We start from the raw sequence: 22,200 nt of genomic DNA on the forward strand, positions 1-22,200 counted from the left end.
GCGGAGGCGGCCTCCAGATGGACGAGTGCCTCGGGGGTGCGGTCTTCCTCGGTGAGGACCCAGCCCAGCACGTTGAGCACCCGTGCCTCCCCGTGCTCCTCGGCGTCGGCCCGCGCGGCGGCGAGGGCGGTTTCCAGGAGCGGGGCCCAGCCGTCGCGCACCCGCCAGACCATGAGTGGCCACATCGTCATGACGATGCGCCAGGTGCGCTCGTGCAGGCGGGCGGCGTCGGCGGCGTTGATCGCCTGGGTGAGGTTGCCGCGCTCGGCGGTGAACCAGGCGACGGCGGCGCTCCGGTCGCCGAAGTCCCGCACCGCGGTGGGCGGGTGGAAGTCGGCGGGGAGGGGGAAGCAGTCCTCGGAGCCGGGTTCGGCCGCCGCGACGGCGGCGGTGGCGGTGGTGATGTAGTGGTCGAGGACGCGCTTGAGGGTGTCGGGGTGGGCGTCCAGGCCCCGGGCGTACAGCCGCACAAGGTCGTGCATCGTCCAGCGGCCGGGCGCGGTCTCGGTGAGCAGGTGTGCGGCCGTCAGGCGGTCCAGGGCCGTGTCGGTGGCGGTCGGGTCGGTGCCGGCCAGGGCGGCGGCGGTGTAGCGGTCCAGGTGGGTGCCGGGGTGGCAGCCGAGGGCGGCGAACACGTCCGTTACGGGCGCGGGGAGTTGGCGCAGCGTCAGGTGGAGTGCGGCGCGGACGCCGGTGTCCTCCAGGTCCAGCAGGCCAAGGCGGCGGGTCTCGTCGGCGAGCTCGTCGGCGAGTGCGGCCAGGGTCCAGCCGGGCCGCCCGGCGAGGCGGGCGGCGACCACCCGCAGCGCCAGCGGCAGTCCGCCGCACAGGTCCGCGAGGCGCAGTGCGGCGGCCTCCTCGGCGTGGACCCGGTCGGCGCCGAGGAGGCGGGCCAGGAGGGCGGTGGCGTCCTGGGGGGGGTGAGGACGTCCAGGGGGACGGGGCAGGCAGTGTCGGTGACGATCAGCCCGGGCAGGCGGTGGCGGCTGGTGACGACGGTGACGCAGCGGTCGCCGCCGGGCAGGAGCGGACGGACCTGGTCGGAGTCGCGGGCGTTGTCGAGGACGACCAGCAGCTGCCGGTCGGCGGCCAGCGAGCGGAACAACGCGGCCGCGGCCGGCTCCGACTCCGGGATCCGCTCGGGCGGCACGCCGAGGGCGAGGAGGAACTCGCGCAGCACCTCGACGGCGGCCGGCTCGCCCATGTCGCTGAAACCGCGCAGATCGGCGTAGAGGCGGCCGTCGGCCAGGCCCGCGGGGTCGTGGCGGGCCCAGTGCAGGACCAGGGCGGTCTTGCCGACCCCGGCGGGCCCCACCACCAGGCACACCGGGGCCTCGCCCGCGCTGGCCCGGGTCAGCGCGTCGAGCTCGGCCGCCCGGCCGTGGAAACCGCGCGGCGCGCGCGGCAGCAGATCGGGCGCGTTCACAGTGGCCTCCGGTACCAGGGCGGGCACCGGGACGTTCGGCGAAGGGCTGAGCGGTGGTGCTGGGGCGTCCGTGGTACGGGTGGCGCGGGGCCGGCCCGCGCTCGCGGCGTCCTCCAGCTCCCGGGCGCCGGCCGCATCCAGGCCCAGCGCCGTCGCTAACGCCTGCACGGTACGGCGCTGCGGCCCGCGGGAGCGGCCCTTCTCCAGGTAGGACAAGCCCCGCACGCTCATCCCGGCCGCGTGCGCCAGGTCCTCCTGGCTGAGCCCGGCCCGGCGGCGCAGGGCGTGCAGCAGCGTACCGAAGGAGTAGTCGTACGAACTGGGCGTCGCTCGCCACAGCCTGCGGGACAGGCGAGGCCCTGCCGGCGGCACTGACACTCCTCACCGACGCTGACCCGATCATCAGGGAGTCGGCTCTCCACGATGCGCTGGGGCCCGTGACTCACCAGAACAGCATCTACGAGGCCACTGTCCCAGTGGCACTCTACGTCGCGGCGATTCTCAACCATCCGTCCATCACGGCGGGCGACGACAACCCCAACGTCGAGACACAGAACCGCCCGACTCTCGTGCAGCTGCTCGACTGGCTCGGCGACACCGCCTACGACGCCAATGACGAGTGCGTGGCTATTGACGAACGCCTCTACGGTGAGGGAATTCACGATGAGCAGATGCGGGCGTTTCGGGACGCACGCCCGGCGATCTACTCCGCTGTTCATTCACTCCTCGGTCATGACAACGCCGACGTGCGCCACACCGCCCTTGTTGCTTCCATCCCCCTCATCGAGCACCCCCTCCTCACTCAGCACCAAGCCGCTTTGGCCGCACACGCCCGACGCCTACTGGCCACCAGCACCGACCGGCACCACCGAGACCGCGTCCTGGACGCGCTGAGGGCATGGGGCCAAGGCCCCAGCGCCCTGGAGAACGCATCCGACTTTGCAGCCCGCGAGCACTACGCGCGCCTCAGAGCTGCACGCGCTTCTTGGGGAGGCGGGTACAGCGAAGACCCTCCGTTCTAACTCAAGGTCTTAAAACACTCCGAATCATCCAATGACTACCCCGCGTGGCCACACCACAAGAAGTGGACCAGAGCCCCGGTTCCGACAGCACTTGCTCGTGAGAGTCGGGCCGGAATTCAGCCCGTCCCGCCCTCGGGCGGCCGAAGGCGGCCCCATCGGACGTTGGCTCCGCTGAAGTGTGCGTCAGCGAAGGCGACCCGGCCCCCGTCCACCTGGGCGCGGACGAAGGAGACCATGCCGCCGCTGAACCTGGCGTTGTCGAGTGAGACGGTGCCTCCGGTGAATCGCCCATGGTGGAAGGTCACGGTGCTGTTGGTGAACTGCCCGTAGTCGAGACTGACGTTTCCACCGTCGAACCGCGCCGCGTAGAAGGTCACCGTACCGCCCGTGAATACCGCGTCGTCGAGAGCGACGGCACCGCCGGTGAAGTGTGCGTGGTCGAAGCTCAGCGTGCTTCCGGTGAACCGCGCGCGGCGGAAGGCGAGTGAACCGTCCTCGAATCGCGCCCGGTTGAAGGTGGCCGTGGCGTTGTCGAACTGCGCGTAGTCGAAGCCGACCGTGCCGCCGTTGAACCGTGCTTCGTCCAGAGCGAGCGTTCCGCCGCTGAGGCTCGCATGGTGAAACGTGATGTCGCCGGGACCGAGCAGCGCGCCGCAGAAGGAAAGCGCGCTGCCGCTGAACCGCGCCTCGTCGAAGCTGACCGTACCGCCCTGGAATTGCGCGTCGTTGAACGTGACCGCGCCGGCGCCGAATCGTGCGCTGTGGAAGGTAACTGTGCCGTCGAGGAACCCGGCTTCGTCGAAGCTGATCAGGTCACCGACGAAGTCGGCGTCGGCAAAGGAGACACTACCGCGGAACCGGCAGCCGGAGAAGTCGCCTCCGTCGAAGGTCGCGCGCGTGAAATCAAGAGCGCAGGTCGACCAGGAAGACTCCTCCCGTGACTCCTGGAGGTGGTCGCGGATGACCTGGATGATCGTCTGCCGTACCTCCCGTTCTCCCTTCTTGTACTGGTTGGACTCAGGGTTCCATTCGTAGGGCATGCGCAGATAGGCGCACAGGACATCCACGCAGACCTGGCGTTGCTCTACCCAGTCGTCGGCCAGCCGGGCCATTGCGTATACGCCGGCGAGGCGTACGGCCGGTCCTTCATGGCCGAGCTGGCCGGCTGCCGTGCTGTAGCGCTCGGCGAACTGGGTCGCGTCCGCCCGGTGGGCGTCCCCTTCGGAGATGCGCTGCTTGCGGTAGGCGTACACACCAGCGAGCGCCGCGCCGAAGACCGTCAGCATGGCGATGCTGAGCCTGATGCCGTCAGGAACGCCCAAGGGCTCCGTGGGTTCCGCCAGCTGGCGGAGGAGCCAGTACGCCACGACGCCGGCAACGCAGACCACGACCACAGCCAGACCGGCCACGATCCACACGGGCCAGAGGTCCGGCGCGTACCGACCACTCGTATGCCGCCATCGGCGCGGCCACCAGCGTCTCCGGGGCATCGTGTCAGCTTGCCCGACCGCCCGCGGCGGCAACCAACTCCGCCACAAACTCCCGGCACGAGCCGTAACGATCCTCAGGGGCCTTGGCCATCGCCTTCGCCATCACGCTGTCAACGGCCGACGCGAGCCCCGGACATCGCCCGGAGAGCTCCGGTGGCAGGTCGTATTGGTGCGCCCACAACAGCGTCACGTCTTCGTTCCTCTGGAATACGGGCTCACCCGCAAGGGCCTCATAGACGACGCAGGCGAGGCTGTACAGATCACGCCGACCGTCTGCTGGGCGGCCGGCGATCTGCTCTGGGGCGATGTACTCCAGGGTGCCCACGGATTCACCCACTGTGGTCACGGAGGAGGCGTCCAGCGATGGCTTCGCCTGCCCGAAGTCCATCAGATACGCATAGTAGGGATCGTCACCTACATTGCTCCTGGCCACGAGGATGTTGCCGGGCTTCACGTCCCCGTGTACGAGACCGTGCTCGTGCGCGGCGTCGAGCGCCGACGCCACCTGCGCGGCGATGCGCATCGCACCCGGCACAGGCAGTGGACCGTCCCGGTCCAGGAGAGCTCCCAAGTCCGGCCCGGAAACGTAACGCATGGCGATGTACAGGACCCCGTTAGCCTCTCCGGCTTCGAAGATCGGCAGGATGTGGGGATGATCAATCGCTGCGGCCGCGCGCGACTCATGGATGAAACGTCGACGGAAAGCGTCACTGCGCGTCAATTCGGGGGCGAGCACTTTCAGAGCCACGGCACGGCCCAGCCGCAGATCCTCCGCGAGGTAGACAACGCCCATTCCCCCGCGGCCGATCTCACGCTCCACCTGGTAGCCCGCGATCTGTGCACCGAGATGAATGGGTTGATATCGGGCCACCTGCCCAAATTAGCATCCAGACGCCTCGGGTCGATGGACATCGGTGAGGGAGTGCGGCGCGCTGTCGGGTACGGTCCGTCCTCTACGGCCGCTGGCTGATGTCGGCGGCCGTAGAGCATCCGGTCTGCGCGTGGTGATTGGGCTCGAGTTCCGCTCCCCGACATCGTCGCGGCATTCCTCGTTCTGATCCTCATCCCGCTCGCCCTAGCGTGGGCTCTGCAGGCATCGGCCGTCGGCCAGCCAGCAGGTGCCCGACGCCGCGACGACCACGATGGTCCCGCTGATTGCGTCACGCTGCTGGTCGCGGCCGCCTCCCAGGTCTCCAAGCTCGGCGACACGCCTGGCCGGCGTCGCCGCCGCCGCAGCTCCCTCGCCGTCCCGCCGCTGGCCAACCACGCTTCCATTGATCCCACGACCGGCGTTGACCGGGGGAGTGATGACGATCTTGCCGTCCACGACCTTCTTCAGGATTTCCGGTTCACCTCCGGGCGCGGCGACGGCCGCACGCTGCAGTGCGGCGCAGACGGCCCAGGTCCAGGGGTGGGTGCGCCAGTGGAGGTGCTCGATGATCCGGTTGGTGAGGACAGCCGACGGCTTAGATTTGGGCGGGACGAGTCTCTCCGGACTCCGGGATCCATTCCACACCCCCCTCGCGGTTCGCGCCCAGCGACTCCCTCGCAGCATCGACGAAATCGTGCAGCGCCGCTGCGTAGGCGTCGCCCCGGTCCTGTTGAGCGGCGACAAGGTGCCCATGAGGGATGTCCATATACACCGCCATGACCTGCCGTTCGTCGAGAAGGCCACACCGCCGCAGTTCCCTCATGGCCTGCACCTGGATCGCGTCCCGGTCCGAGTGATCGTCGGCCGCTGCGATCCGCGCCGCCCTCACGGTGTCATACGCCAATAAACCGGGTGTGCCTCCGTCCGCCGCCGGCACGAGCAGCAGCCGCGTGCTCCTGGCAGCTGGCCCCCTCGAACGCGCCAGGAACCACGCATCCTCCGCAGCCTCCAAGAGGCCTCCCGCCAGGAGCACGATGCTCCCAGGCGCGCACAGCTGGACCTCGGCGTAGGCATAGGACAGCGCACCATGCGCCTGCCTCGCCTCCTCCTCACGGTCATCGTGGTACAGCTCCCAGCTGAGACGAAACAGTGCTCGAGCCCCGCGGACGAACTCAGCGATCGCCAACCGCCTCTCGTCCCTCAACGCCGCCAGCCGGGACGCCTCCGCCGTGATCCGGGCCGCCTCCCGGGCCGCACTCGCCTGGGCCAGGCCCCCGTTCGCCTGGATCCTCGCGCCGAGCCAGTTCCCCAGCAGCCCGCCCCCGATCGCCAAGAACGGCACCAGCAGGCTCAACCCCGCCGAGTTCCGTTCGATCCAATGCCAGAGCCCGACCACCATGCCGCCCCCTCAGATCCACCCGCCCGCATACAACGGTCCGGCAGCGTACGCACCGGACCGCAGGCCCGGACCCCGTACAGGCAATTTGGCCGAATGGACCACGACGCCACCGCGCTGCGCCGCGCTGGTGGAGGAGTGGCTGCCCGGCCCGAACTCCGAGGCCTCCGGCTACAGGTCGGCTTCACGCGCTAAACAGGTCGCAGCAGGCGGCCGAGCGCGCTCTGTCCAGCATGGTGCGCGCGGCTCTGGCGATCTGACAGGCTATCCCGACCCGGGATTTGGCTCGCTATCAGGCGGCCTTCATTTGTGGCGTCCTGGGCGCACGCCTCCGCCGCAACGAAGGCGCCCCCTCCGGCTTCCGGCGGAGGGGGCGCAACGTCGACTATGCGGCTCGATAGAGGCCGCGTTTCACTCGCACAACCTTCCCCGTCTTCAAGAGCCCGTCGAGATACACGGAGGCTCCGTCCGGCTTCAGGTTCGACCCGGCCTTGCTCACAGCGTCCGCGATCTGCCCCAAAGTCATGGGTTCTGAGGACTGCGCGAGGGCTGCAACGATAGCTTCCGCCTTCGTCATTCCCTGGACGTTCAGCTCCGGGGCCTTGACGATCAGCCCCTCCAGCACCGCTTCCTTGGCCCGCAGGGCGGCAATCTGGGCTTCGAGGCGCTGGTATTCGAGTTCTGCCGCGGCCAACTCGACCCTCACCTGCTTCAGGTCATCCTCGAGTGGGTTCATGCTCACAACCCTACAGAAGGCTATGAATAATTCCTAGAGTCCTAGGATTCTTTCTTAGAGCTTGCTAGATCGTCGAACGGGGTGGCAACACGGCTCCGCCTCTTCCTGCGGTGGCAGTTGAGGGCCGTCCTGTCTCCGGTCAGGTGCCGCATGCATGGGGAGGCGTGTCGAGCGGGTCTGGAGTCACCCCTGAGTAGGGGCTGGGGATCCAAGGAGCTCCATCAGAAAGAAACTTAGGTCAAGAACCAAGGGCGTAAGGGTGGTTGGATGGCGGATACCGAGCCCCCGGGCGACGCTTCGTTGTCCGCCGATGCCGGGACGCGGCTAGACAGGAGGCAACCGGTGAGTGACCGGAGTTCGATCGAGTGGACCGAGGCGACCTGGAACCCGACGACGGGCTGCGACCGAGTCTCATCAGGCTGCGACCACTGCTACGCACTGACCCTGGCGAAGCGGTTGAAGGCCATGGGAGCGGCCAAGTACCAGAACGACGGTGATCCGCGAACCTCAGGCCCAGGCTTCGACCTCACTGTTCATCCGGAGGCCCTGGACGTTCCGTATGGGTGGAAGGGCCCGCGCACGGTGTTCGTGAACTCCATGTCGGACCTCTTCCACGCCAGGGTGCCACTGGACTTCGTACGCCGTGTGTTCGAGGTCATGGCGGGTACCCCCCAGCACACCTACCAGGTCCTCACCAAGCGGGCCCGCCGACTGCGGCAGGTCGCAGACCGCCTGGAGTGGCCGGCCAACGTGTGGATGGGCGTCTCGGTGGAGACCGCAAGGGAACTCCCGCGAGTCGACGACCTGCGCCAGGTGCCTGCCGCGGTTCGGTTTCTCTCCTGTGAGCCCCTGCTGGGCCCGCTTGACGGCCTGAGACTCGACGGCATCCACTGGGTGATCGCCGGTGGCGAGTCAGGGCCTGGCCACCGGCCGATGGGCCCCGCCTGGATCGCCCAGATCCGCGACCTGTGCGTTGACGAGCACGTCGCGTTCTTCTTCAAGCAGTGGGGCGGCCACAGACCTAAGGCTGGCGGACGGACCCTGGACGGACGGACCTGGGACCAGATGCCGATCCCCGCCCCCGCCTGAGGCCGATCCGGTTTCGGCAATACCACTACACACCGGGTTCACCCACCGCAAACTTGTCCCCAGACATTCTGAGATGAGGGGGCGGAATCTTGGAAGAACCCCATGAAGCAATGCTCGACAACGCCGTACTCGATCTGAGCGGTGAGACCGCTGGCGAACACGCCACTGACGTCGCCAGCCCCTTCTTCGTCAGCAAGAAGGCCGCGGCCGTCCTCAAGCACGCGATCCTCGACAAGTATGTCGTCCCCTTCGCCAGCAAGGTCGGCAAGTACGCCCCGGACGGCCGGGTCGTCTACCTGGACGGATATGCAGGCCCTGGCAGGTACGACGACGGCACCCCCGGCTCGCCAGACCTCATCCTCGACTCCGCTGCCGCCATCTCGGCCTTCCGCAAGCTCGACTGCTACTTCATCGAGAAGAACCGCAAGAACTACCAGTCCCTGTCAGCGCTTGTCGCAGAAGCCCGTGAGCAAGGGCTCTCAGCCCATGCTCTGCAGGGCGGCGTCGAAAGGCACCTGGACCACGTCCTGGAAGCAGCGCAAGGGTCGCCGCTATTTGCCTTCCTTGACCCATTCGGTCTTGGCATCACCTTTGAGGCCCTCACGCAGCGGATCTTCGGGAGCCGTCGCGCCGGTGGTCAGCCCACTGAGGTTCTCCTGAACTTCAACGCCAACGCCGTACGCCGCATCGGAGGCCTGCTCACCAGCACGAAGGACAACCCTAGGAAGCCGGCAACCCTCAAGGCTCTGGACGACGCCTGCGGCGGCGACTGGTGGCAACAAGAGTTCCTAGATTCCGCTGGCAACCCCGAGGCCGTCCGTCGCATCGCCAGAGGCTTCGCCCAACGGGTCGGCAAGGCCGTCAACGCGGGCTCCTGGATTGTCGGGGTACGCAATCGTGCAGACCTCCAGGTCGCCTACAACCTGGTCCACTTCAGTCGTCACAGGGACGGCCTCTGGCTCTTCGGCGAAGCAGCCAGCCTCGCCCAGGTGGAATGGCGCCGCGCCTGCCTCCCACCAGACACCCCCGACATGCTCTTCAACCCGGCTGACACCTTCGAGCAGGAGGAAGAGGTCCGCCGCCTCGGATGGATCAAGACGATCCGCGCGAACCTGGAAGATCTCCTCCACAAACACGGCAGCTTCGTCGTGGGTGACCACCAGCGCGAGGTCCTGGCCGGGGTACTCGGCGAAGCCCGGGAGAGAGGCACGTCCGCGCAGCCATCAAGGAGCTCTACAAGGAGGGAAAGACCAGCTGTACCGGGGTCGGCGACGTGCGGAAGCTATGCGTGACTGGAGCACGCGTAGCGGGCAGCTCCCACACGGCTCGTCGCCAGTAGCCCATCAGCCCCCGGTCCGCGGCGAACGAAGCGCGGAGCGGCAGCTGACACCCTGTTCGGCGACAATTTTGTGAGCGGCAGCGGGGAGAGGAAAGGGGGGCCGGTGACCAACCAGGACTTCGCGGACTACGCCAACGCGAACGAGCTCACCTTGGCCATCGCCAGACTGCGGACCCAAGAACGAATCAGCTTGGACAAGGGCGACAGTCGGGCAGCCGCCGAGGCAAAGGTCGCTCTTGGTCGTGCCCAGGCACGACTTGCCGAGCTGTACCGCGAGCGCGGCCTGCTCGGTACTACGGCCCCCGCCAACTCCACGGCAACCCCGGCCGAGCGCGCCGCCGAGGGGTGGGAGAGCGTCCTCGCCAACCCCCTTCCGAAGCTTCCGCCGAAGCCACGCAAGCGAGACAAGGAAAAAAGCCCGAGGCCGAAGAAATCCGCGGCCATGCCCGCTCCGCACCCGGACGACCTGGAGCGGACGCTGACCTACAGTACGAAGCGCCTAACAGGCGTGATCCAAGCTCGGAAACTGACCAAGCAGGACGAAGCGGATCTGGCTCTCTTGCCGACCAACGCTCTCGTGTTTCTCCCGAAAAGCACCCAGCCGCTGTGTACCGCGGCCGAGCTGGAGGCCATCGGCTGGAGCCGACACTTGATCACCGAACTGGGACCCCTCGCAAGCGGGATGAGGTATCGCCGGACGCAGATACTCCACCGTGCCAGTGGCGAGGACTTCCAGCGCGAGCTTGCTCGGCTCTACCAGATCCGGCTGGAGGAGGCGTGGCAGGAGCAGAAGCGGCGTGAACGCGAACGGGATATAGAGCGCCTCACCCGTGGGTGGAAGCCCGAGAGTAAGGCCGCCCGTACGTGGAAGGAGCAAAACGCCCGCTACCAGAAGATCCTCCAGAGTCGGAAAGCGCTGGAGGCGGGTGCAACCCCCACAAGCAAGGGGCCAGATCTGACCGTGAGGCCAATTCGGCCGCTTCCCATGCAGGCCACGGTCGAGTCCCGGACAGGCGAGCTCCTCGAAGGCGTGTGCCCGGTATGCAACAAGGGTGGTCTCCCTCGCGGCTGGCTCCGACACCAGCGATGCGAGGGGATGGCGCGGCCACAGGAGACCGAGGATACGGATCCCACTTGGGTAAGGGACGCCCCGACGCCAGAGCCACATGGATCAGTGGAGTATCGACGGCTGGTAGCGGTGGTTGAGCGGAAGGAGGCGGCGGCGAGTGGGAAGCGGACAGCCGGATCAGCTCGGCCCATCCGAATCCCAGAGGCTCGCAGGGCGGTGCTTGAGAGGTGCAAAGGCTGCTGTGAGAACCCTGGATGCGCCGGCCAGCCGGACGATGTCACGGACAACAATGTGGCGCTGCTGGAGGTCGATCACGTGGACGAGATCGCCGGGGGCGGCCGGGACCACCCGCGTGTGATGGTCGCACTCTGCCCGAACTGCCACGCGGTCAAGACGCGCGGGCGGACCCGGGAACAACTCACGAAGGTCCTGCGCGGAGTCGCGGAGCGGGCACACGCCACCGCGAACGGCGCCTGACATGGCCCCTCGGCGTCACCATGGCCCGGCGGCCTCGAGCGGAAGCCCAGCGTAGCGACCAAGGATATGGTCCACAGGCTGAAGCACTGAAGATCCATTGCCATGAGCAACGGCGACACCGCCGCGCGCGGCGCGACAAGCTCCATGACGGCCTGCGCCGTGCGGAGCGCACCCTGTTCACGCGTCCCGCGCCGAAATCCGTGCAGGCCCGGACGAAATTCCTTCGCACGCGTGAGGGCGGCTCTTCCAGGGCTCCTGGCGGAGCGTCTGGGTGTCTCCCGTGTAATGGTGGACCGCTATCTCTCCGGAGCAACGAACACGCCACAGAAGCGCCTCCAGGCCGTCCTGGAGCAGGAGACCGCGGCCGAGTGGCGACCGCAGGTCAGAGCACAGGCGAGGCAGCGCGCGGCCACCTCGGCAGGGCTCGTCATCTCGACCACCGCCTACTTCGCTCTCGGCCCTGCGGCCACCTCGGACGCGGGCCGCCGACGCGACATCAGCGTCGCCGTCACGCCCTCCCACGCCGCCGCGATCCTCGCCGCCAAGGACAGAGGAGCGACGGACAGCGAGCTACACGGCCTCGTCGCAGAGGCCATAGCCGATGCGTATTTCCGCCGCGAAGGTGGCGGCCGCGCGAACCTGAAGGCACAAATCGTGGACGTCGAACGGCTCGATATCGCGTTTTAGAAACTCCTAATTCCATGCGGGCACCCCTTTCCGTTTCCGTGTGAAAGCGAGACGTGATGAGCACGACCGACGGCTGGCGGCGACCGCGCCGCGTCCCCACGGCCCGCACCCAAGGCCCGCGCACGCTCATCGACCCGGCGAAGATCGGCCGCTCCTCGGTCCGGCGCCGCCCCTGCGGCATGACGTACCGCGAGGCGTTCCAAGCACTCGCCGACGCCGAGCTGGAGGCGCACTTGGACCGCCGGTACGAAAATGCAGCCGACCACAGCCGCCGCCGCGCGGCCGACGGCGCATCGCAGAGCTCCTCGTAAGGGTCGGCGGCCCGTACGACCTGGATGCCGACGCCGTCGTCCAGGAGAAGCTCGCCGCCGAAGCCGCGGTCGCCGCCGCCCGGGAAGCCGAACGGCGCGACGCTGCCCGGATCGCCGACCGCGCCGTCCTCAAGGAGACCGACCCCTGCGATGGCGACGAGGCCGTCCGCGCCGAGCTCACCCGCAGGGCTGGCTCGGTACATGCAGCAGGACCTCGACACCTGGCTCGCCGTCGCCCTCGCCGCGCACTGCGGCCCTGCTCTCCGAGCTCACCCGCCTCGTCCCCGGTGCCGACGTCGCCGAGCTGAGCTTCGCGGCCCGCCTCACTGCCCAAAGCCGTCGCAGACTTCGCCGGCTTCCTCACCCGCGTACCCCGCCTTGCTGAGAGCCGGGGATGAGCCACGGCCGGGAGCACCAGCTCGCCGCCGGCCGGGCCGGTGGTGCGCCAGCCTCCCGCCTGCGGCCGCCCGAAGCCCTCGTGACCTCTGACACTGGACATGGACCGATTGCCAGGGAAGCTGGTGACCGAGTTCCTGCGGCGGGCGGGCTGACTCAACAAAAAAAGGCTGGCCGCCCATCGAATGGCGTGGCCAAGGCCCCGAGGTGTGGAGAGGGCAGAGTCCTGAGGTCGATCTCTGGAATCGGAACCTACTGGGAGTTGATCTGATCAAGCCAAGTCTGGGCAGTAGCCCGATCATCGATGCTGAAGCAGGGTGGGTTCTGCATCACAGTGGTGGCGGCCTTGTGGTAGTTCGGCTCCGGCTTCACGGCGAGGCTGTCTTTCGCGATCCGCTGAGCTTCTGCGCAGCCCTTCTTCATGTTGGCGCTCCGCCCGTCGCGCAGGTCGTTGATCTGCTTCTGCTGGATCACGACCGCGGCAATCAGTCCGCCGATGAGCAGGCCCGTCACGGCTAGGGCAGTAGCCTTGAGGCGTCTCCTGGGGCGCTGCGGTATCGCCGGCTGGACCTCGTCCACGTTTCCTCCCCTGTTCAGTGATGCGCGAAGTCTAGGGCTGCCCCCATGCCCCGAGCGACGGCGGCTCTAGGCGCTCGGCCGCCCTCCTGCGGGGAGCCGGGAGGGCGCTGGGCCCGGAATGGTCCCGAGCCACACCATGAGCACGGGGTCGGCACGGCCGGTAGGCATTTGAGATGCTGCTCGCTACGAAACAAGCTCGGTGTCCAGCAGGATGAGCAGGCGGTGGAGGGCATTGCCCGTGCGAGTGTCATGTCCGGCAGCCGACCAGGTAGCCGCACACCCCGCTGCAGCAGGGGGCAGACGGTGGTGCTGCTCAGGAAGCCGGAGAGCGATGACATTTCAGGGCAGCAGGACGTATAGCAAATGGTCGTTTGTCTGCTGCTGGGAGCAGCCCCTAGTGACCTGAGTCGGAGGTTTGGCGTTAGTTCGGTATGAGCCGTCCTGGTCCGAAGATTCCGCCGTTGCCGTGACCGATGCCCAGCGGGCCGTGTTGGAGGGCTGGGTCCGTCGCACGACCGCACAGGCGTTGGCTCAGCGGTCGCGGATCGTGCTGGAGTGCGCGCAGGGGCACTCGGTCATGGAAGTGTCGCGCCGGATGCGGATCGCTCCGGACACGGTCCGCACCTGGCGGCGGCGGTTCCTTGACCACGGCTTGGACGGGCTGGGCGACGAACCGCGACCGGGTGTCCCGCGGAAGATCACAGACGCGGATGTCGAGCGCGTGATCGTCAAGACGCTCGAAGAGAAGCCGAAGAACGCGACGCACTGGTCGACCAGGTCGATGGCCGCGGCGACGGGAATGTCGCAGTCGACGGTCTCCAGGATCTGGCGGGCGTTCGCCCTGGCCCCGCACCGGTCACAGACGTTCAAGCTGTCCACGGATCCGCTGTTCATCGACAGGGTCCGTGATGTCGTCGGCCTCTATCTCGACCCTCCCCTCCGGAGAAGACCCTTGTCCTCTGCGTGGACGAAAAGTCGCAGATCCAGGCGTTGGACCGGTCCCAGCCGGTCCTGCCGGTGATGCCCGGTGTGCCCGAACGCCGCAGCCACGACTACGTTCGCGCCGGCACCACGACCCTCTTCGCCGCCCTCGAGGTCGCCACAGGCAAGGTCATCGGCTCCCTGCACCGCCGCCACCGGGCCGCCGAGTTCAAGAAGTTCCTCTCCAAGCTCGACAAGGAAGTCCCCGTCAGCCTGCAGATCCACCTGATCCTGGACAACTACGCCACCCACAAGACGCCGGACATCAAGAAGTGGCTGCTGGCCCACCCGCGGTTCCACCTGCACTTCACGCCGACGAGTGCGTCATGGCTGAACCTGGTGGAGCGGTGGTTCGCCGAGCTCACACAGAAGAAGCTCAAGCGCGGCGTCCACCGCTCAGTCCAGGCCCTCGAACGTGACATCCGGGCCTGGCTCGACGACTGGAACGAACACCCCCGACCCTTCGTCTGGACGAAGACCGCCGACGAGATCCTCGACAAAGTCGCCGCCTACTGCCACCGAATCTCTGACTCACGTCACTAGCGCATCAGGCGTGCGGCCTGGGGGTCTGGTGGAGAGCAAGGCCCGGACCTTGAGCAACAGACTGAGGCACCCGCTGAAGCGGAGCCCGTCGGCTGAACCCTGCCGCTATGGGTACGGGGGGCTCGACCAGCATCGCCGAATTCCCCTCGTGGCTACGTACGCAAGTTGTGCGTCTGGCTCAACTTCTTTGGAGCTGTGCTGTCAGCCCCCGCACCCCCGCTGAGTCAAGCCGCTGACCTGCCCCCTTCCGCCGCTCCGGTGTACTGAGCACCGGAGCGGCACCGCGGAGCTGAGCCAGAGCCCAAGCTGCAACTCGTGAACAAAAGCCACGGTCCGACCAGGGCCCGCATGTAAACCTCATGCGGATTAAACAGAAGCACTGAGCAGCTCTCTGACGGCGGTGCGGATGTTCTCGTCCTGGACGAAGCCTCGCCAGCCGCCGTTGGTACGCAGCCGCTGGTCCCGGGCGGGCACGTCGCGCAAGAGGTCTGCGGCAGGTTGGGCTGCCTGCCCGAGCTTGGCCAAGTGGTCCAGTGCGGGAAGCATGACGGGCAGGTAGGTGCCCTTGGTCAGATCCAGCACGGCCGTCGCTAGCACTGGGACCGCGGTCTCGGCGTCGCTGGTCACAGCCCACAGGGCGTGTGCTGCCTCGACACGAGTCCAGGGGTCGGTGTCGCTTGTCATCGCCCTGAGGCGGTCTGCGTAGGGGGCGGCATGAGGTCCGAAGCTGGCGAGCTTACGCAGGGTGGGATGGCGGAACCTTCGCTCCTCAACGCTGCGTCCGAGTATTTCCAGGGCCGGCCCAGGTTCGCCGCCGACTCTCCAGTACGCCCAAGCCGCGAGTTCCGTGTGCGGTCCGGCGTCACGCAATCGGGATAGGAGCAGGTCCCGTGCACCGACCCCCGCCGACCCGATCCCTGCCAGGGCCTTCGCCGCCGCCATCCAGGTTCGGTCGTCCTCCAGGAGGCCGAGCAGCTGTGGAACAGCTGCCCCTGCAACGGGCCCCCAGTCCGCGAGTCCCTCGCAGAGACGGTTGAGCAGGCGGTCATCCGTAGCGGTGTCGAGCTGGCCGCAGATCGACGGAAGGAGCCGCTCGGCGTGGTCCGGGAGGTAGCCCAGCACCTCATCGAGTGCGGGGAGGACGACAGGGTGCAGGTCTGTGGCGGGGTAGTGGGCGGATGTCGATGCGAAGCCGGAGCGTGCGCCGGCGATCAGTTCGATCAGGCCCGGCAAGCAGCGCGGATCGTTCATCCGGGCCAGGGCCCACAGGGCGGCCTCGCCTACGGTCTCCCGTTTGCGTGTGGTGCGGGCGGAGGTGTCAGAGAGGAGTGTGGCGACCTCGTCAGCGTGGGCGGCGGCCGCCGGGCCGAGGCAGGCCAGCAGCTCGGCCGCCCGGAAGCGTGCTTCGGGGGCGGGATCGTACAGTCGCGCGACGAGACGCGGCAAAAGGGCAGCGGTCGGTGAGCGCCACTGAGACAGCAGCCTGCCCGCCTGGGCCAAGGCACCGATCCGCTGTTCGGCGTCGTGATGGTCTGCCAGCAGGCCGAGCGTGAATGTGGGGGCGGGGCCCGCTATCAGACCCGCAGCCCAGTGGTGGACACCCAGTACTCCGGTTTGCACCGAACTGGTGTGGCGCCACAGCTCGATGGTGGGGTCCCGGACCGCTTCGAGAATCAGGTCGAGCCGCTCGGCAGGCAAGCCCGGGTCGTTCGGGGCAAGCGCGTGCACCGCTGCCAAGCGTATCTGAGCCTGTGGAGAGTCGAGCAGATCACGGAGCAGGTCGAAGACCTCGGCGCCATGTCCGCCGACTGGCGCGCGTAGGGCCGCCTGGCCCAGTGAGAGGACCAGCTCAAGGCGGGTTGCCAGATCATCCTCCGCCTCCCAGCACCGCAGCAGCCCAGGCAGAACCAACTCACCGGGGCTATCGCAGGCAGCGAGCACGTCGGCTGCGGCCCGCCGGATCTCCGGCTCGGGATCGTCCAGCAGGCCCAGCAACTCGGGCAGGGCCTGTGTCCACGCCGGCGCCCAGCCGGGATCCAGGAACCGGGCTTCGATCCGACCGGCTTCCGCCGCCAGCATCGCCACCAATTCCAGCATCGCGCAGCGGCTCGGCACTTGCGGTGTCGCAGCGAGGCGGAGTGCGAAGGGCAGTGCGGCCGAGGCGGCGGAACAGACCCAGCCACCTTGGTGGAAGAGCAGATTGAGCAGCTCGGACGAGGCGTCGTCTGCGTCGTCCGGATTCGGACCCCCGCATCGGCGGAGCAGGCCGGGTACATCCTCGGCAGACCCGTAGTTGTGCTTCAGCCCAGCCCAGTCGGCCTCATCCAATCCCACCCACATGCGCGCGATCTTACCGGGCGGGTTACCCACGAAGCTCAGCCGAGCCCGCAACGGCATTTACGCCCTTGGCCGCTCCATGCCAACCAGCCTTGCGACGGCAGCGATCCCCGACTGCGGCCAGCCGTCCAGGCTGAGGACGGTGACAGCGAGGCAGCCGTCGACGAGGTCGGAGCGGTACTGGATCTTCTTGAGTCGGCGTTTCACGGCTCGGCGAAGATGAGGATGCTCGGGGTAATCGGGAGGCGAGATCGGAGACGGATGAGGAACACTTCGCCAGGTAATCGTGATGCAGCCCGTTCTAGGGATGAACACCCCCGATGGGTTCGACCTCTGGCCTGTCGCCGAGACCGAACGGTTCAGTTTCCTGCCGCTCAACGGTGAACTTTCACCCGCCGAGATCGGGACGGCGCTCATGCGCATCGCCGCCTGCAATGACATAGACCCCGACGACGATGGCGACCTCCCGCCTCGGCCGACCGAGCCTCTCAGCGGCTTCCTCCACGGACTGCTGAACCTCGACAGCCCTTACGCGGCGGGCGGCCTGCGCGTCACGGACAACTCCACGGGCATCGCCTTCTCGCCCGGCTGCTGTGACGGACTGGAGGACTGGCACGACTGGTACCAGGTCGTCGACGGCAGCGGCGTAATCGGGTACGGCCACGATCCGGAGCCGTCGCTGGCCGAGCGCCTCGGGGATACCATCCGCCTCACCGTCGACACCGACCGGAACGACAGTCCCGTGATCGAGCTGTCAGTCACCGAGCTCCGCCATCTGCTCGCCAGCGCCGAGCGCGACCTGACCGAGTTCCTCGCGGCGGCAACGGACTGGATTTCCGAACACCTACCTGACTACTCCGCTCCTCTGACCGCCGCCCTTGCCCGCGTTCTCGCCCTTCCCGCGCCGGGCATACCGCCAACGCCACTCGATACGGAACGAACGTGACTGCTGGCATGCGCATGGCCTGGACGCTCGACGGACATGGCTGGGCCAACTGCACAGTTGAAGATCAACAGACCAAGGTCGAGCTCACCGCCTCCTACATCACCAGCGCTCCAGAGGAGTTGCTCACCGCCGTGGCCCGGCTCGTCTCAGGCGAAACGGACACCCGCGCGCAGTTCGAAGCCGAGCCCACCGCCTTCCGGTGGATCTTCTACCGCCAAGGCGACGACGCCTGGATCCGCATCCTGGAACTGCGCCGTGGCAGCGACCACGACCACAAGGGCACCGAGATCTGGTCGAGTCAACTTCATATCGACACGCTAGCCCGAGCCGTGATCCGCTGCTTCGACGAGGTTGTTCAGACCTACGACGAGAGCGGCTACCGAGGTAAATGGGGTGAGCACTTCCCTCGAACCGAACTCGAAGCCCTCAGACGCCTCTGGAACGCTCATCTACACGGAGATGACGCATAGCCCACGGTCGCCCGTTGCTCATGTCTACTGAGACGGGACTTGATCGGCGGTGTCTGCTCCGCGGGTGCTGAGTTCCATTCGCCACCGGACGGCCTTCTGACGGCATGCTCCTGAGCATCAGCGGCGGGTGTCGTGCGGCTTTCGGTCGCTCAGCGATATCGCGCAGATCCCGCATGCGAGCTGCTGGGATCGGTGATCAAGCGCCTCACTCCAACACTTGGTTTTCCTCGCCGAGCTGACCCGGCACCGCATCATCACCACCCGCACACCCGAAGGGCCTTCGCTACGTCCGATGGCGGAGCTCATCCACGACGCGCTCATCCGAGACTGGGGCAGGCTGCGCGAGTTGGTCAGCCAGGACCGCCGCTTCCAGGAATGGTTCGTACGAGCACACGAGCAGCAGGCCCGCTGGGCCGACCGAAAACACGAGGAAGACCTGCTCGCGGGTACGGCTCTGGTAGCCGGGCTTGAATTGTCCCACCAGCGCCGTCTACCTGCAGAAATCGCCCATTTCCTCACTGCGAGCAAGCAGCACCAGCAGGCTGCCATCCGCCGCAGCAGACGCCTCAACGCAATCCTCGCCGGCCTACTTGTCATCGCTCTCATCGCGGGGGCCGGCGCCCTCTGGCAGTGGCGGACTGCCGAGACACAGCGGCGTGAAGCCCTGTCCCGCCAGCTCGCGGGCCAGTCCAGCACCCTCCCTCGCGTTCGCCGGCATTGCCGCCACCCTCATCTGCTACCGGCGTCTGGACGGGTGAGCCGGTTCATGCGACTCCGAGGAAGCCCGGGTCGGCGCCATCGAACTGAAGGCACGAGTCGCGGCTCACACCAAGGAGTTCCGCCATGGGCACCGCGCGACGGCTGGTAGCCGACAGATCCTGGCGGGCCTCGGCCGACCACAACGGCGGGAAGAACGACAATCCCTCCCGACCGTCCAGCACTGAGACCTCACTGCGCCAGCCGTCCCACCGCAGGCCTTCATAGAACTCCTGGAGCCCTCCGGCGAAGATCCAAGACAACCACGCCGAGTGGCCCGCGTCCAAGGCCTCCCAGCCGAGCGCATCAGGGGCGAAGTAGAGGATCTCGCCTGGCTCGCCGGGCCGACCGGCCTCACGGGGGTTACCCCCGTTGAGGGCAAAGACCCCGCCCAGGACATCGTGCGCAACCACGAGACCAGCACCAGGCCGCCATGAGGGATCGAATGACGAAGGCATCGCGTTGACCTCGGCCAGGCCAGGCAGTCTGGCGTCGCTCGGGCTTCCAAAGATCCGAAGCCATCCACCGTCCACGAGCAGACCGCCGCAGTTCAGTACGATGCCGCCCAAATTCGACCGGGCGGAGACCTGTAGTTGCAGCAGGGAGGCTCGCCCTTTCCTGACATCGCCGGGCAGCACTTCAACTGGAACGTCGGTGCCGGATAGCTCCTGAAGGAGGAGCGGCCAGGCTGGATCGTCAACGTTGATCAGTTCATTGTCCTCACGCATCCCCGCATCGTCGCACCAGTGCCCAGAGGCTCAGTCCGCCGGGCTACCCGCACTTCGATCCGCCAATCGAGATGACGTCTAAGACCATCGCGGTCTCCGTCGAGGTGTCCTCACTCAGGTCGCAGCGCGAGCTCCTGGCCGTCGGCCTGGTTGACCACGCGGATGATGGCTGCTCCGGTGATGGAGCTCGCGTCCCAGCTCAGCTCTTGATGTCACGGTCCTCGAAGATGAAGTCGAGGAAGATCATGAGTAGGAACATGCCTCCGAGGGCGGCAATCGACGGACGCGCCGGTTACGAATTACTGGTCCGTGTCCTTCACGGGGTGCATTGTGTGCAGACCCTCGCCCGGTCGCACCCTGCTCGGGCATGCCCGTAGATTCGCCGGATATGCACTATATGTAACCAAAGGTGACGTATAGTGGGGGAGGCGCGCGCCGACCCTGTCCGATGTCTGTGGGAGTGCCATGTCCGCCACGTCCATGCTGCTGATCAAAGGAACCTTCCGGGCGGCGTTCTCCGCACCGGATGGTGACACCATCCTCTTCCTCCCGGACAACGTGGCTGACTGGAAGCTCGTGCCCGGGGTTAACAGGGTCTTGCCGAAGGGCGACGGCCGCGCCCCGATCCGGCTGGAAGCCATCGACGCGCTGGAGACCCACTACGGGGACAAGGATTCCCCCTCAGGCGTGCAGCACCAGCCGCTGAACCTGGCGCATCAGGCACGTGACGAGCTACTGGCCTCGCTCGGCTTCACCAACGTTGTCCGCGACGGCGAATTCGTCAAGAGCACCACCCCAGACGCCGTGCCCGGCTTCATCCTCACCCGCGGCGCGGACATCTTCGGCCGGTGCGTGGCCCTGGTCAGCAAGACATTCCCCCCGGTCTTCAACGGCTACGAAACCGAAGTCGACGAGGACCTGTTGAAGAAGACCGCGAACTACCACATGATCGACCTCGGCCTGGCCTACCCGACCTACTACGCCGCCTTCCCCGACCACCTGCGCGCCTCCCTGACCGTCGCCGCCAGGGAGGCCAGGAATGCGAGGAAGGGCGTATGGGCCAAGGACGCGACCACCGAGGGGGCGAAGGTCACCGGGATGGACTCGCTCACGGCCGAAACCGGGGCCGTGGTCCTCCCGAAGCTGTTCCGTCGGCTGAAGGACTACCTGGACCTCAACCCGGCGGATCCCTCCCTGGCCTGCTTCCCTGCCTTCCTCGCCGGAAACTCGGACAAGTTCTACATCCAGGGAAATCCGAAGCAGTTCACCGGCCTGCACAACATTGTCGAGATCACCAACGGCCAGACCGTGAAGATGACCCGCCAGGCCGAGGAAATCACCTTCGACGAGAAGTGAGCGGGAGCCGACGCGCGCCCGGATCTCGGTCGCGGTCACGGCGGCCTGATCGTCGAGCCCGAACGTGCCGAGGCTCTCGTCTGCGGCGGTGGTGGACGGCGCGGTGTACGTCAACAGCGACGGCAGCGCATACGCGCTGGACGCCGCCACCGGCGGCCCGGCCAGTGTCTCGTTGGCAGCATCGCCGCAGCCTGCGCGGTCACCCTGACCAGCGCCGCCTACACCTCACCCTTCCGGTTGTCCAGGGCGGCTTCAGCGCCGAACGCGCCCTGCAGAGTCTTGAAGCCGCACTCGGTAAGAGTGATGGCCCCTGTGCCTTTGGTGATCGCCCGCTCCCCAATGGCGAGTGAGAGGCTCGGTGGTCGGATCACCGAGGCAGAAGGCCGCTTGCCATGTCGGACGCCATACCGCAGCCTGTGCACCTCGCCAAGGTGGTGGACGGGCTCGCGGGAATCCCCGCCCTGCCATCCGAACTCGTGCGACGCCTCCTCGGCTATCGCAAGGGCTTTGGCGAGGTGGCCAAGCGGCCGGACCTGAGCGATGACGTGATCGCCGAGATCATTGCCGCTGACGACCACTGGCTCACGCACTCTCTCGCCCTCAACCGCAGCCTCCCGCACGCCTTCCGGATGATGCTTTCCGAGCACCTGAATCCCGCGATATGCACGGCTATGGCGGTTGCTGCGGGCGACGCACCGCGAGAGCCGTATGAACGGCTGCTCGACGACGCCGACCCACAGGTACGCGGACACCTGGCGGAGAGCGATCACGTACCGGCGGACCTGCGGGCCCGGCTGGCAGCGGACTCCGACCCGAAGGTCCGGGCGACGCTTGCCCAATGGTGGACCACGGCCCCGGAACCGGTGCGCCGACTGCTGCTGCCAGTGGTTCAAGTCGTCCTACAGCAACGGCGGAGACGCGAACTGTCTCGAGGTCTGTCCGCTGCCGGGCTCCATGCGGGTCCGGGATTCCAAGTGCAACTACGATCCCGGTTCCGGCTCGCTGGCCTTCTCAGCCATGGCTTGGACCGCCTTCGCCGACCACGTCAGCATGACGCCGTAGGCTGCTTCCGGATGGCCTCCGCACCCTCGATGTGGAGGCCACCCGCCGGATCCGGGCGCGGCCCATGCTCGTGTGCGAGCCGGTTGGCTGCCTCGGCGCCGGCGGACGTCGGGCGGAGGGTGCTGGTCGGGCG

23 protein-coding genes and 2 pseudogenes are annotated in these 22,200 nt (G+C 67.4%); 13 read left to right on the forward strand and 12 right to left on the reverse strand.

The genetic code is table 11. From position 1 onward, the window contains the following. Positions 1-667: 667 nt before the first annotated feature. Positions 668-1,798 carry a helix-turn-helix domain-containing protein gene (locus ACFYXK_RS29675; protein ID WP_389413913.1) on the reverse strand — a complete coding sequence of 377 codons (1,131 nt, stop codon included), beginning with the start codon at positions 1,796-1,798 and terminating at the stop codon, positions 668-670. Positions 1,799-1,863: 65 nt separating this feature from the next. Between ACFYXK_RS29675 and ACFYXK_RS29680 the strand changes: the two genes are divergently transcribed. Beyond that, positions 1,864-2,448, forward strand: a complete 585-nt coding sequence (locus ACFYXK_RS29680; RefSeq protein WP_389413914.1) for a hypothetical protein — start codon at positions 1,864-1,866, stop codon at positions 2,446-2,448. A gap of 116 nt (positions 2,449-2,564) precedes the next feature. Here ACFYXK_RS29680 and ACFYXK_RS29685 read toward each other — a convergent pair whose 3' ends face one another. From ACFYXK_RS29685 to ACFYXK_RS29705, 5 genes are all read right to left on the reverse strand, one after another. Further along, a complete protein-coding gene (locus ACFYXK_RS29685; protein WP_389413915.1) occupies positions 2,565-3,866 on the reverse strand; it encodes a pentapeptide repeat-containing protein in 1,302 nt (433 codons plus the stop codon). Between the two features lie 76 nt (positions 3,867-3,942). Then, entirely contained in the window at positions 3,943-4,809 is an 867-nt protein-coding gene (locus ACFYXK_RS29690; protein ID WP_389413916.1) for a serine/threonine-protein kinase, read from the reverse strand. A gap of 204 nt (positions 4,810-5,013) precedes the next feature. After that, positions 5,014-5,265, reverse strand: a complete 252-nt coding sequence (locus ACFYXK_RS29695) for a hypothetical protein (RefSeq protein WP_389413917.1) — start codon at positions 5,263-5,265, stop codon at positions 5,014-5,016. Between the two features lie 139 nt (positions 5,266-5,404). Next, complete coding sequence (locus tag ACFYXK_RS29700; protein ID WP_389413918.1) at positions 5,405-6,208, reverse strand: hypothetical protein; 804 nt, start codon at positions 6,206-6,208, stop codon at positions 5,405-5,407. A gap of 382 nt (positions 6,209-6,590) precedes the next feature. Further along, positions 6,591-6,941 carry a hypothetical protein gene (locus ACFYXK_RS29705; RefSeq protein WP_389413919.1) on the reverse strand — a complete coding sequence of 117 codons (351 nt, stop codon included), beginning with the start codon at positions 6,939-6,941 and terminating at the stop codon, positions 6,591-6,593. Between the two features lie 342 nt (positions 6,942-7,283). Between ACFYXK_RS29705 and ACFYXK_RS29710 the strand changes: the two genes are divergently transcribed. The 5 genes from ACFYXK_RS29710 to ACFYXK_RS29730 all read left to right on the forward strand — a co-directional run bounded on the left by ACFYXK_RS29710 (position 7,284) and on the right by ACFYXK_RS29730 (position 11,913). Next, a complete protein-coding gene (locus ACFYXK_RS29710; protein WP_389413920.1) occupies positions 7,284-8,030 on the forward strand; it encodes a DUF5131 family protein in 747 nt (248 codons plus the stop codon). Between the two features lie 110 nt (positions 8,031-8,140). Further along, positions 8,141-9,322 carry a three-Cys-motif partner protein TcmP gene (tcmP, locus tag ACFYXK_RS29715; RefSeq protein WP_389413921.1) on the forward strand — a complete coding sequence of 394 codons (1,182 nt, stop codon included), beginning with the start codon at positions 8,141-8,143 and terminating at the stop codon, positions 9,320-9,322. Positions 9,323-9,472: 150 nt separating this feature from the next. Continuing rightward, positions 9,473-10,915: an HNH endonuclease signature motif containing protein gene (locus ACFYXK_RS29720; protein ID WP_389413922.1), complete on the forward strand. Its 1,443-nt coding sequence runs from the start codon at positions 9,473-9,475 to the stop codon at positions 10,913-10,915. 285 nt (positions 10,916-11,200) lie between these two features. Continuing rightward, on the forward strand, positions 11,201-11,602 hold the full coding sequence (tpg, locus tag ACFYXK_RS29725) for a telomere-protecting terminal protein Tpg (RefSeq protein ID WP_389413923.1): 402 nt from the start codon (positions 11,201-11,203) through the stop codon (positions 11,600-11,602). Between the two features lie 56 nt (positions 11,603-11,658). Continuing rightward, positions 11,659-11,913 carry a hypothetical protein gene (locus ACFYXK_RS29730; protein ID WP_389413924.1) on the forward strand — a complete coding sequence of 85 codons (255 nt, stop codon included), beginning with the start codon at positions 11,659-11,661 and terminating at the stop codon, positions 11,911-11,913. A gap of 648 nt (positions 11,914-12,561) precedes the next feature. On the opposite strand, the gene ACFYXK_RS29735 is transcribed toward ACFYXK_RS29730, so the two are convergent. After that, positions 12,562-12,888 carry a hypothetical protein gene (locus ACFYXK_RS29735; protein ID WP_389413925.1) on the reverse strand — a complete coding sequence of 109 codons (327 nt, stop codon included), beginning with the start codon at positions 12,886-12,888 and terminating at the stop codon, positions 12,562-12,564. 415 nt (positions 12,889-13,303) lie between these two features. Here ACFYXK_RS29735 and ACFYXK_RS29740 point away from each other — a divergent pair. After that, positions 13,304-14,412, forward strand: a pseudogene (locus ACFYXK_RS29740) (IS630 family transposase). Between the two features lie 366 nt (positions 14,413-14,778). On the opposite strand, the gene ACFYXK_RS29745 reads toward ACFYXK_RS29740, so the two are convergent. Together ACFYXK_RS29745 and ACFYXK_RS29750 are read right to left on the reverse strand one after the other, a co-directional pair. Beyond that, positions 14,779-16,782 (reverse strand): hypothetical protein, encoded by a 2,004-nt coding sequence (locus tag ACFYXK_RS29745; protein WP_389413926.1) that lies wholly within the window; start codon positions 16,780-16,782, stop codon positions 14,779-14,781. A gap of 27 nt (positions 16,783-16,809) precedes the next feature. Further along, positions 16,810-16,956 (reverse strand): hypothetical protein, encoded by a 147-nt coding sequence (locus ACFYXK_RS29750; protein WP_389413927.1) that lies wholly within the window; start codon positions 16,954-16,956, stop codon positions 16,810-16,812. Positions 16,957-17,056: 100 nt separating this feature from the next. On the opposite strand from ACFYXK_RS29750, the gene ACFYXK_RS29755 reads away from it, so the two are divergent. The 3 genes from ACFYXK_RS29755 to ACFYXK_RS29765 all read left to right on the forward strand — a co-directional run bounded on the left by ACFYXK_RS29755 (position 17,057) and on the right by ACFYXK_RS29765 (position 19,033). Continuing rightward, entirely contained in the window at positions 17,057-17,695 is a 639-nt protein-coding gene (locus tag ACFYXK_RS29755; RefSeq protein WP_389413928.1) for a hypothetical protein, read from the forward strand. Then, a complete protein-coding gene (locus tag ACFYXK_RS29760) occupies positions 17,692-18,165 on the forward strand; it encodes a hypothetical protein (protein WP_389413929.1) in 474 nt (157 codons plus the stop codon). The genes ACFYXK_RS29755 and ACFYXK_RS29760 overlap by 4 nt, the downstream gene beginning before the upstream one ends. 217 nt (positions 18,166-18,382) lie before the next feature. Next, a complete protein-coding gene (locus ACFYXK_RS29765) occupies positions 18,383-19,033 on the forward strand; it encodes a hypothetical protein (RefSeq protein ID WP_389413930.1) in 651 nt (216 codons plus the stop codon). Here ACFYXK_RS29765 and ACFYXK_RS29770 read toward each other — a convergent pair. Continuing rightward, positions 18,930-19,649, reverse strand: a complete 720-nt coding sequence (locus tag ACFYXK_RS29770) for a DUF2625 domain-containing protein (protein WP_389413931.1) — start codon at positions 19,647-19,649, stop codon at positions 18,930-18,932. The two genes, ACFYXK_RS29765 and ACFYXK_RS29770, sit on opposite strands and share 104 nt — an antisense overlap. A gap of 205 nt (positions 19,650-19,854) precedes the next feature. Continuing rightward, positions 19,855-19,938, reverse strand: a pseudogene (locus ACFYXK_RS29775) (DUF475 domain-containing protein); the annotation flags it as partial. Positions 19,939-20,114: 176 nt separating this feature from the next. Between ACFYXK_RS29775 and ACFYXK_RS29780 the strand changes: the two are divergent. Together ACFYXK_RS29780 and ACFYXK_RS29785 are read left to right on the forward strand one after the other, a co-directional pair. Next, positions 20,115-21,005 (forward strand): thermonuclease family protein, encoded by an 891-nt coding sequence (locus ACFYXK_RS29780; protein ID WP_389413932.1) that lies wholly within the window; start codon positions 20,115-20,117, stop codon positions 21,003-21,005. Between the two features lie 64 nt (positions 21,006-21,069). Beyond that, complete coding sequence (locus ACFYXK_RS29785) at positions 21,070-21,213, forward strand: PQQ-binding-like beta-propeller repeat protein (RefSeq protein WP_389413933.1); 144 nt, start codon at positions 21,070-21,072, stop codon at positions 21,211-21,213. A gap of 10 nt (positions 21,214-21,223) precedes the next feature. On the opposite strand, the gene ACFYXK_RS29790 is transcribed toward ACFYXK_RS29785, so the two are convergent. Continuing rightward, positions 21,224-21,775 (reverse strand): hypothetical protein, encoded by a 552-nt coding sequence (locus ACFYXK_RS29790; protein ID WP_389413981.1) that lies wholly within the window; start codon positions 21,773-21,775, stop codon positions 21,224-21,226. On the opposite strand from ACFYXK_RS29790, the gene ACFYXK_RS29795 reads away from it, so the two are divergent. Beyond that, positions 21,714-22,067, forward strand: a complete 354-nt coding sequence (locus ACFYXK_RS29795) for a DUF397 domain-containing protein (protein WP_389413934.1) — start codon at positions 21,714-21,716, stop codon at positions 22,065-22,067. The two genes, ACFYXK_RS29790 and ACFYXK_RS29795, sit on opposite strands and share 62 nt — an antisense overlap. Positions 22,068-22,200 lie beyond the last annotated feature (133 nt).

Source organism: Streptomyces sp. NPDC002209 (genome assembly GCF_042890265.1).
GTDB lineage: Bacteria > Actinomycetota > Actinomycetes > Streptomycetales > Streptomycetaceae > Streptomyces.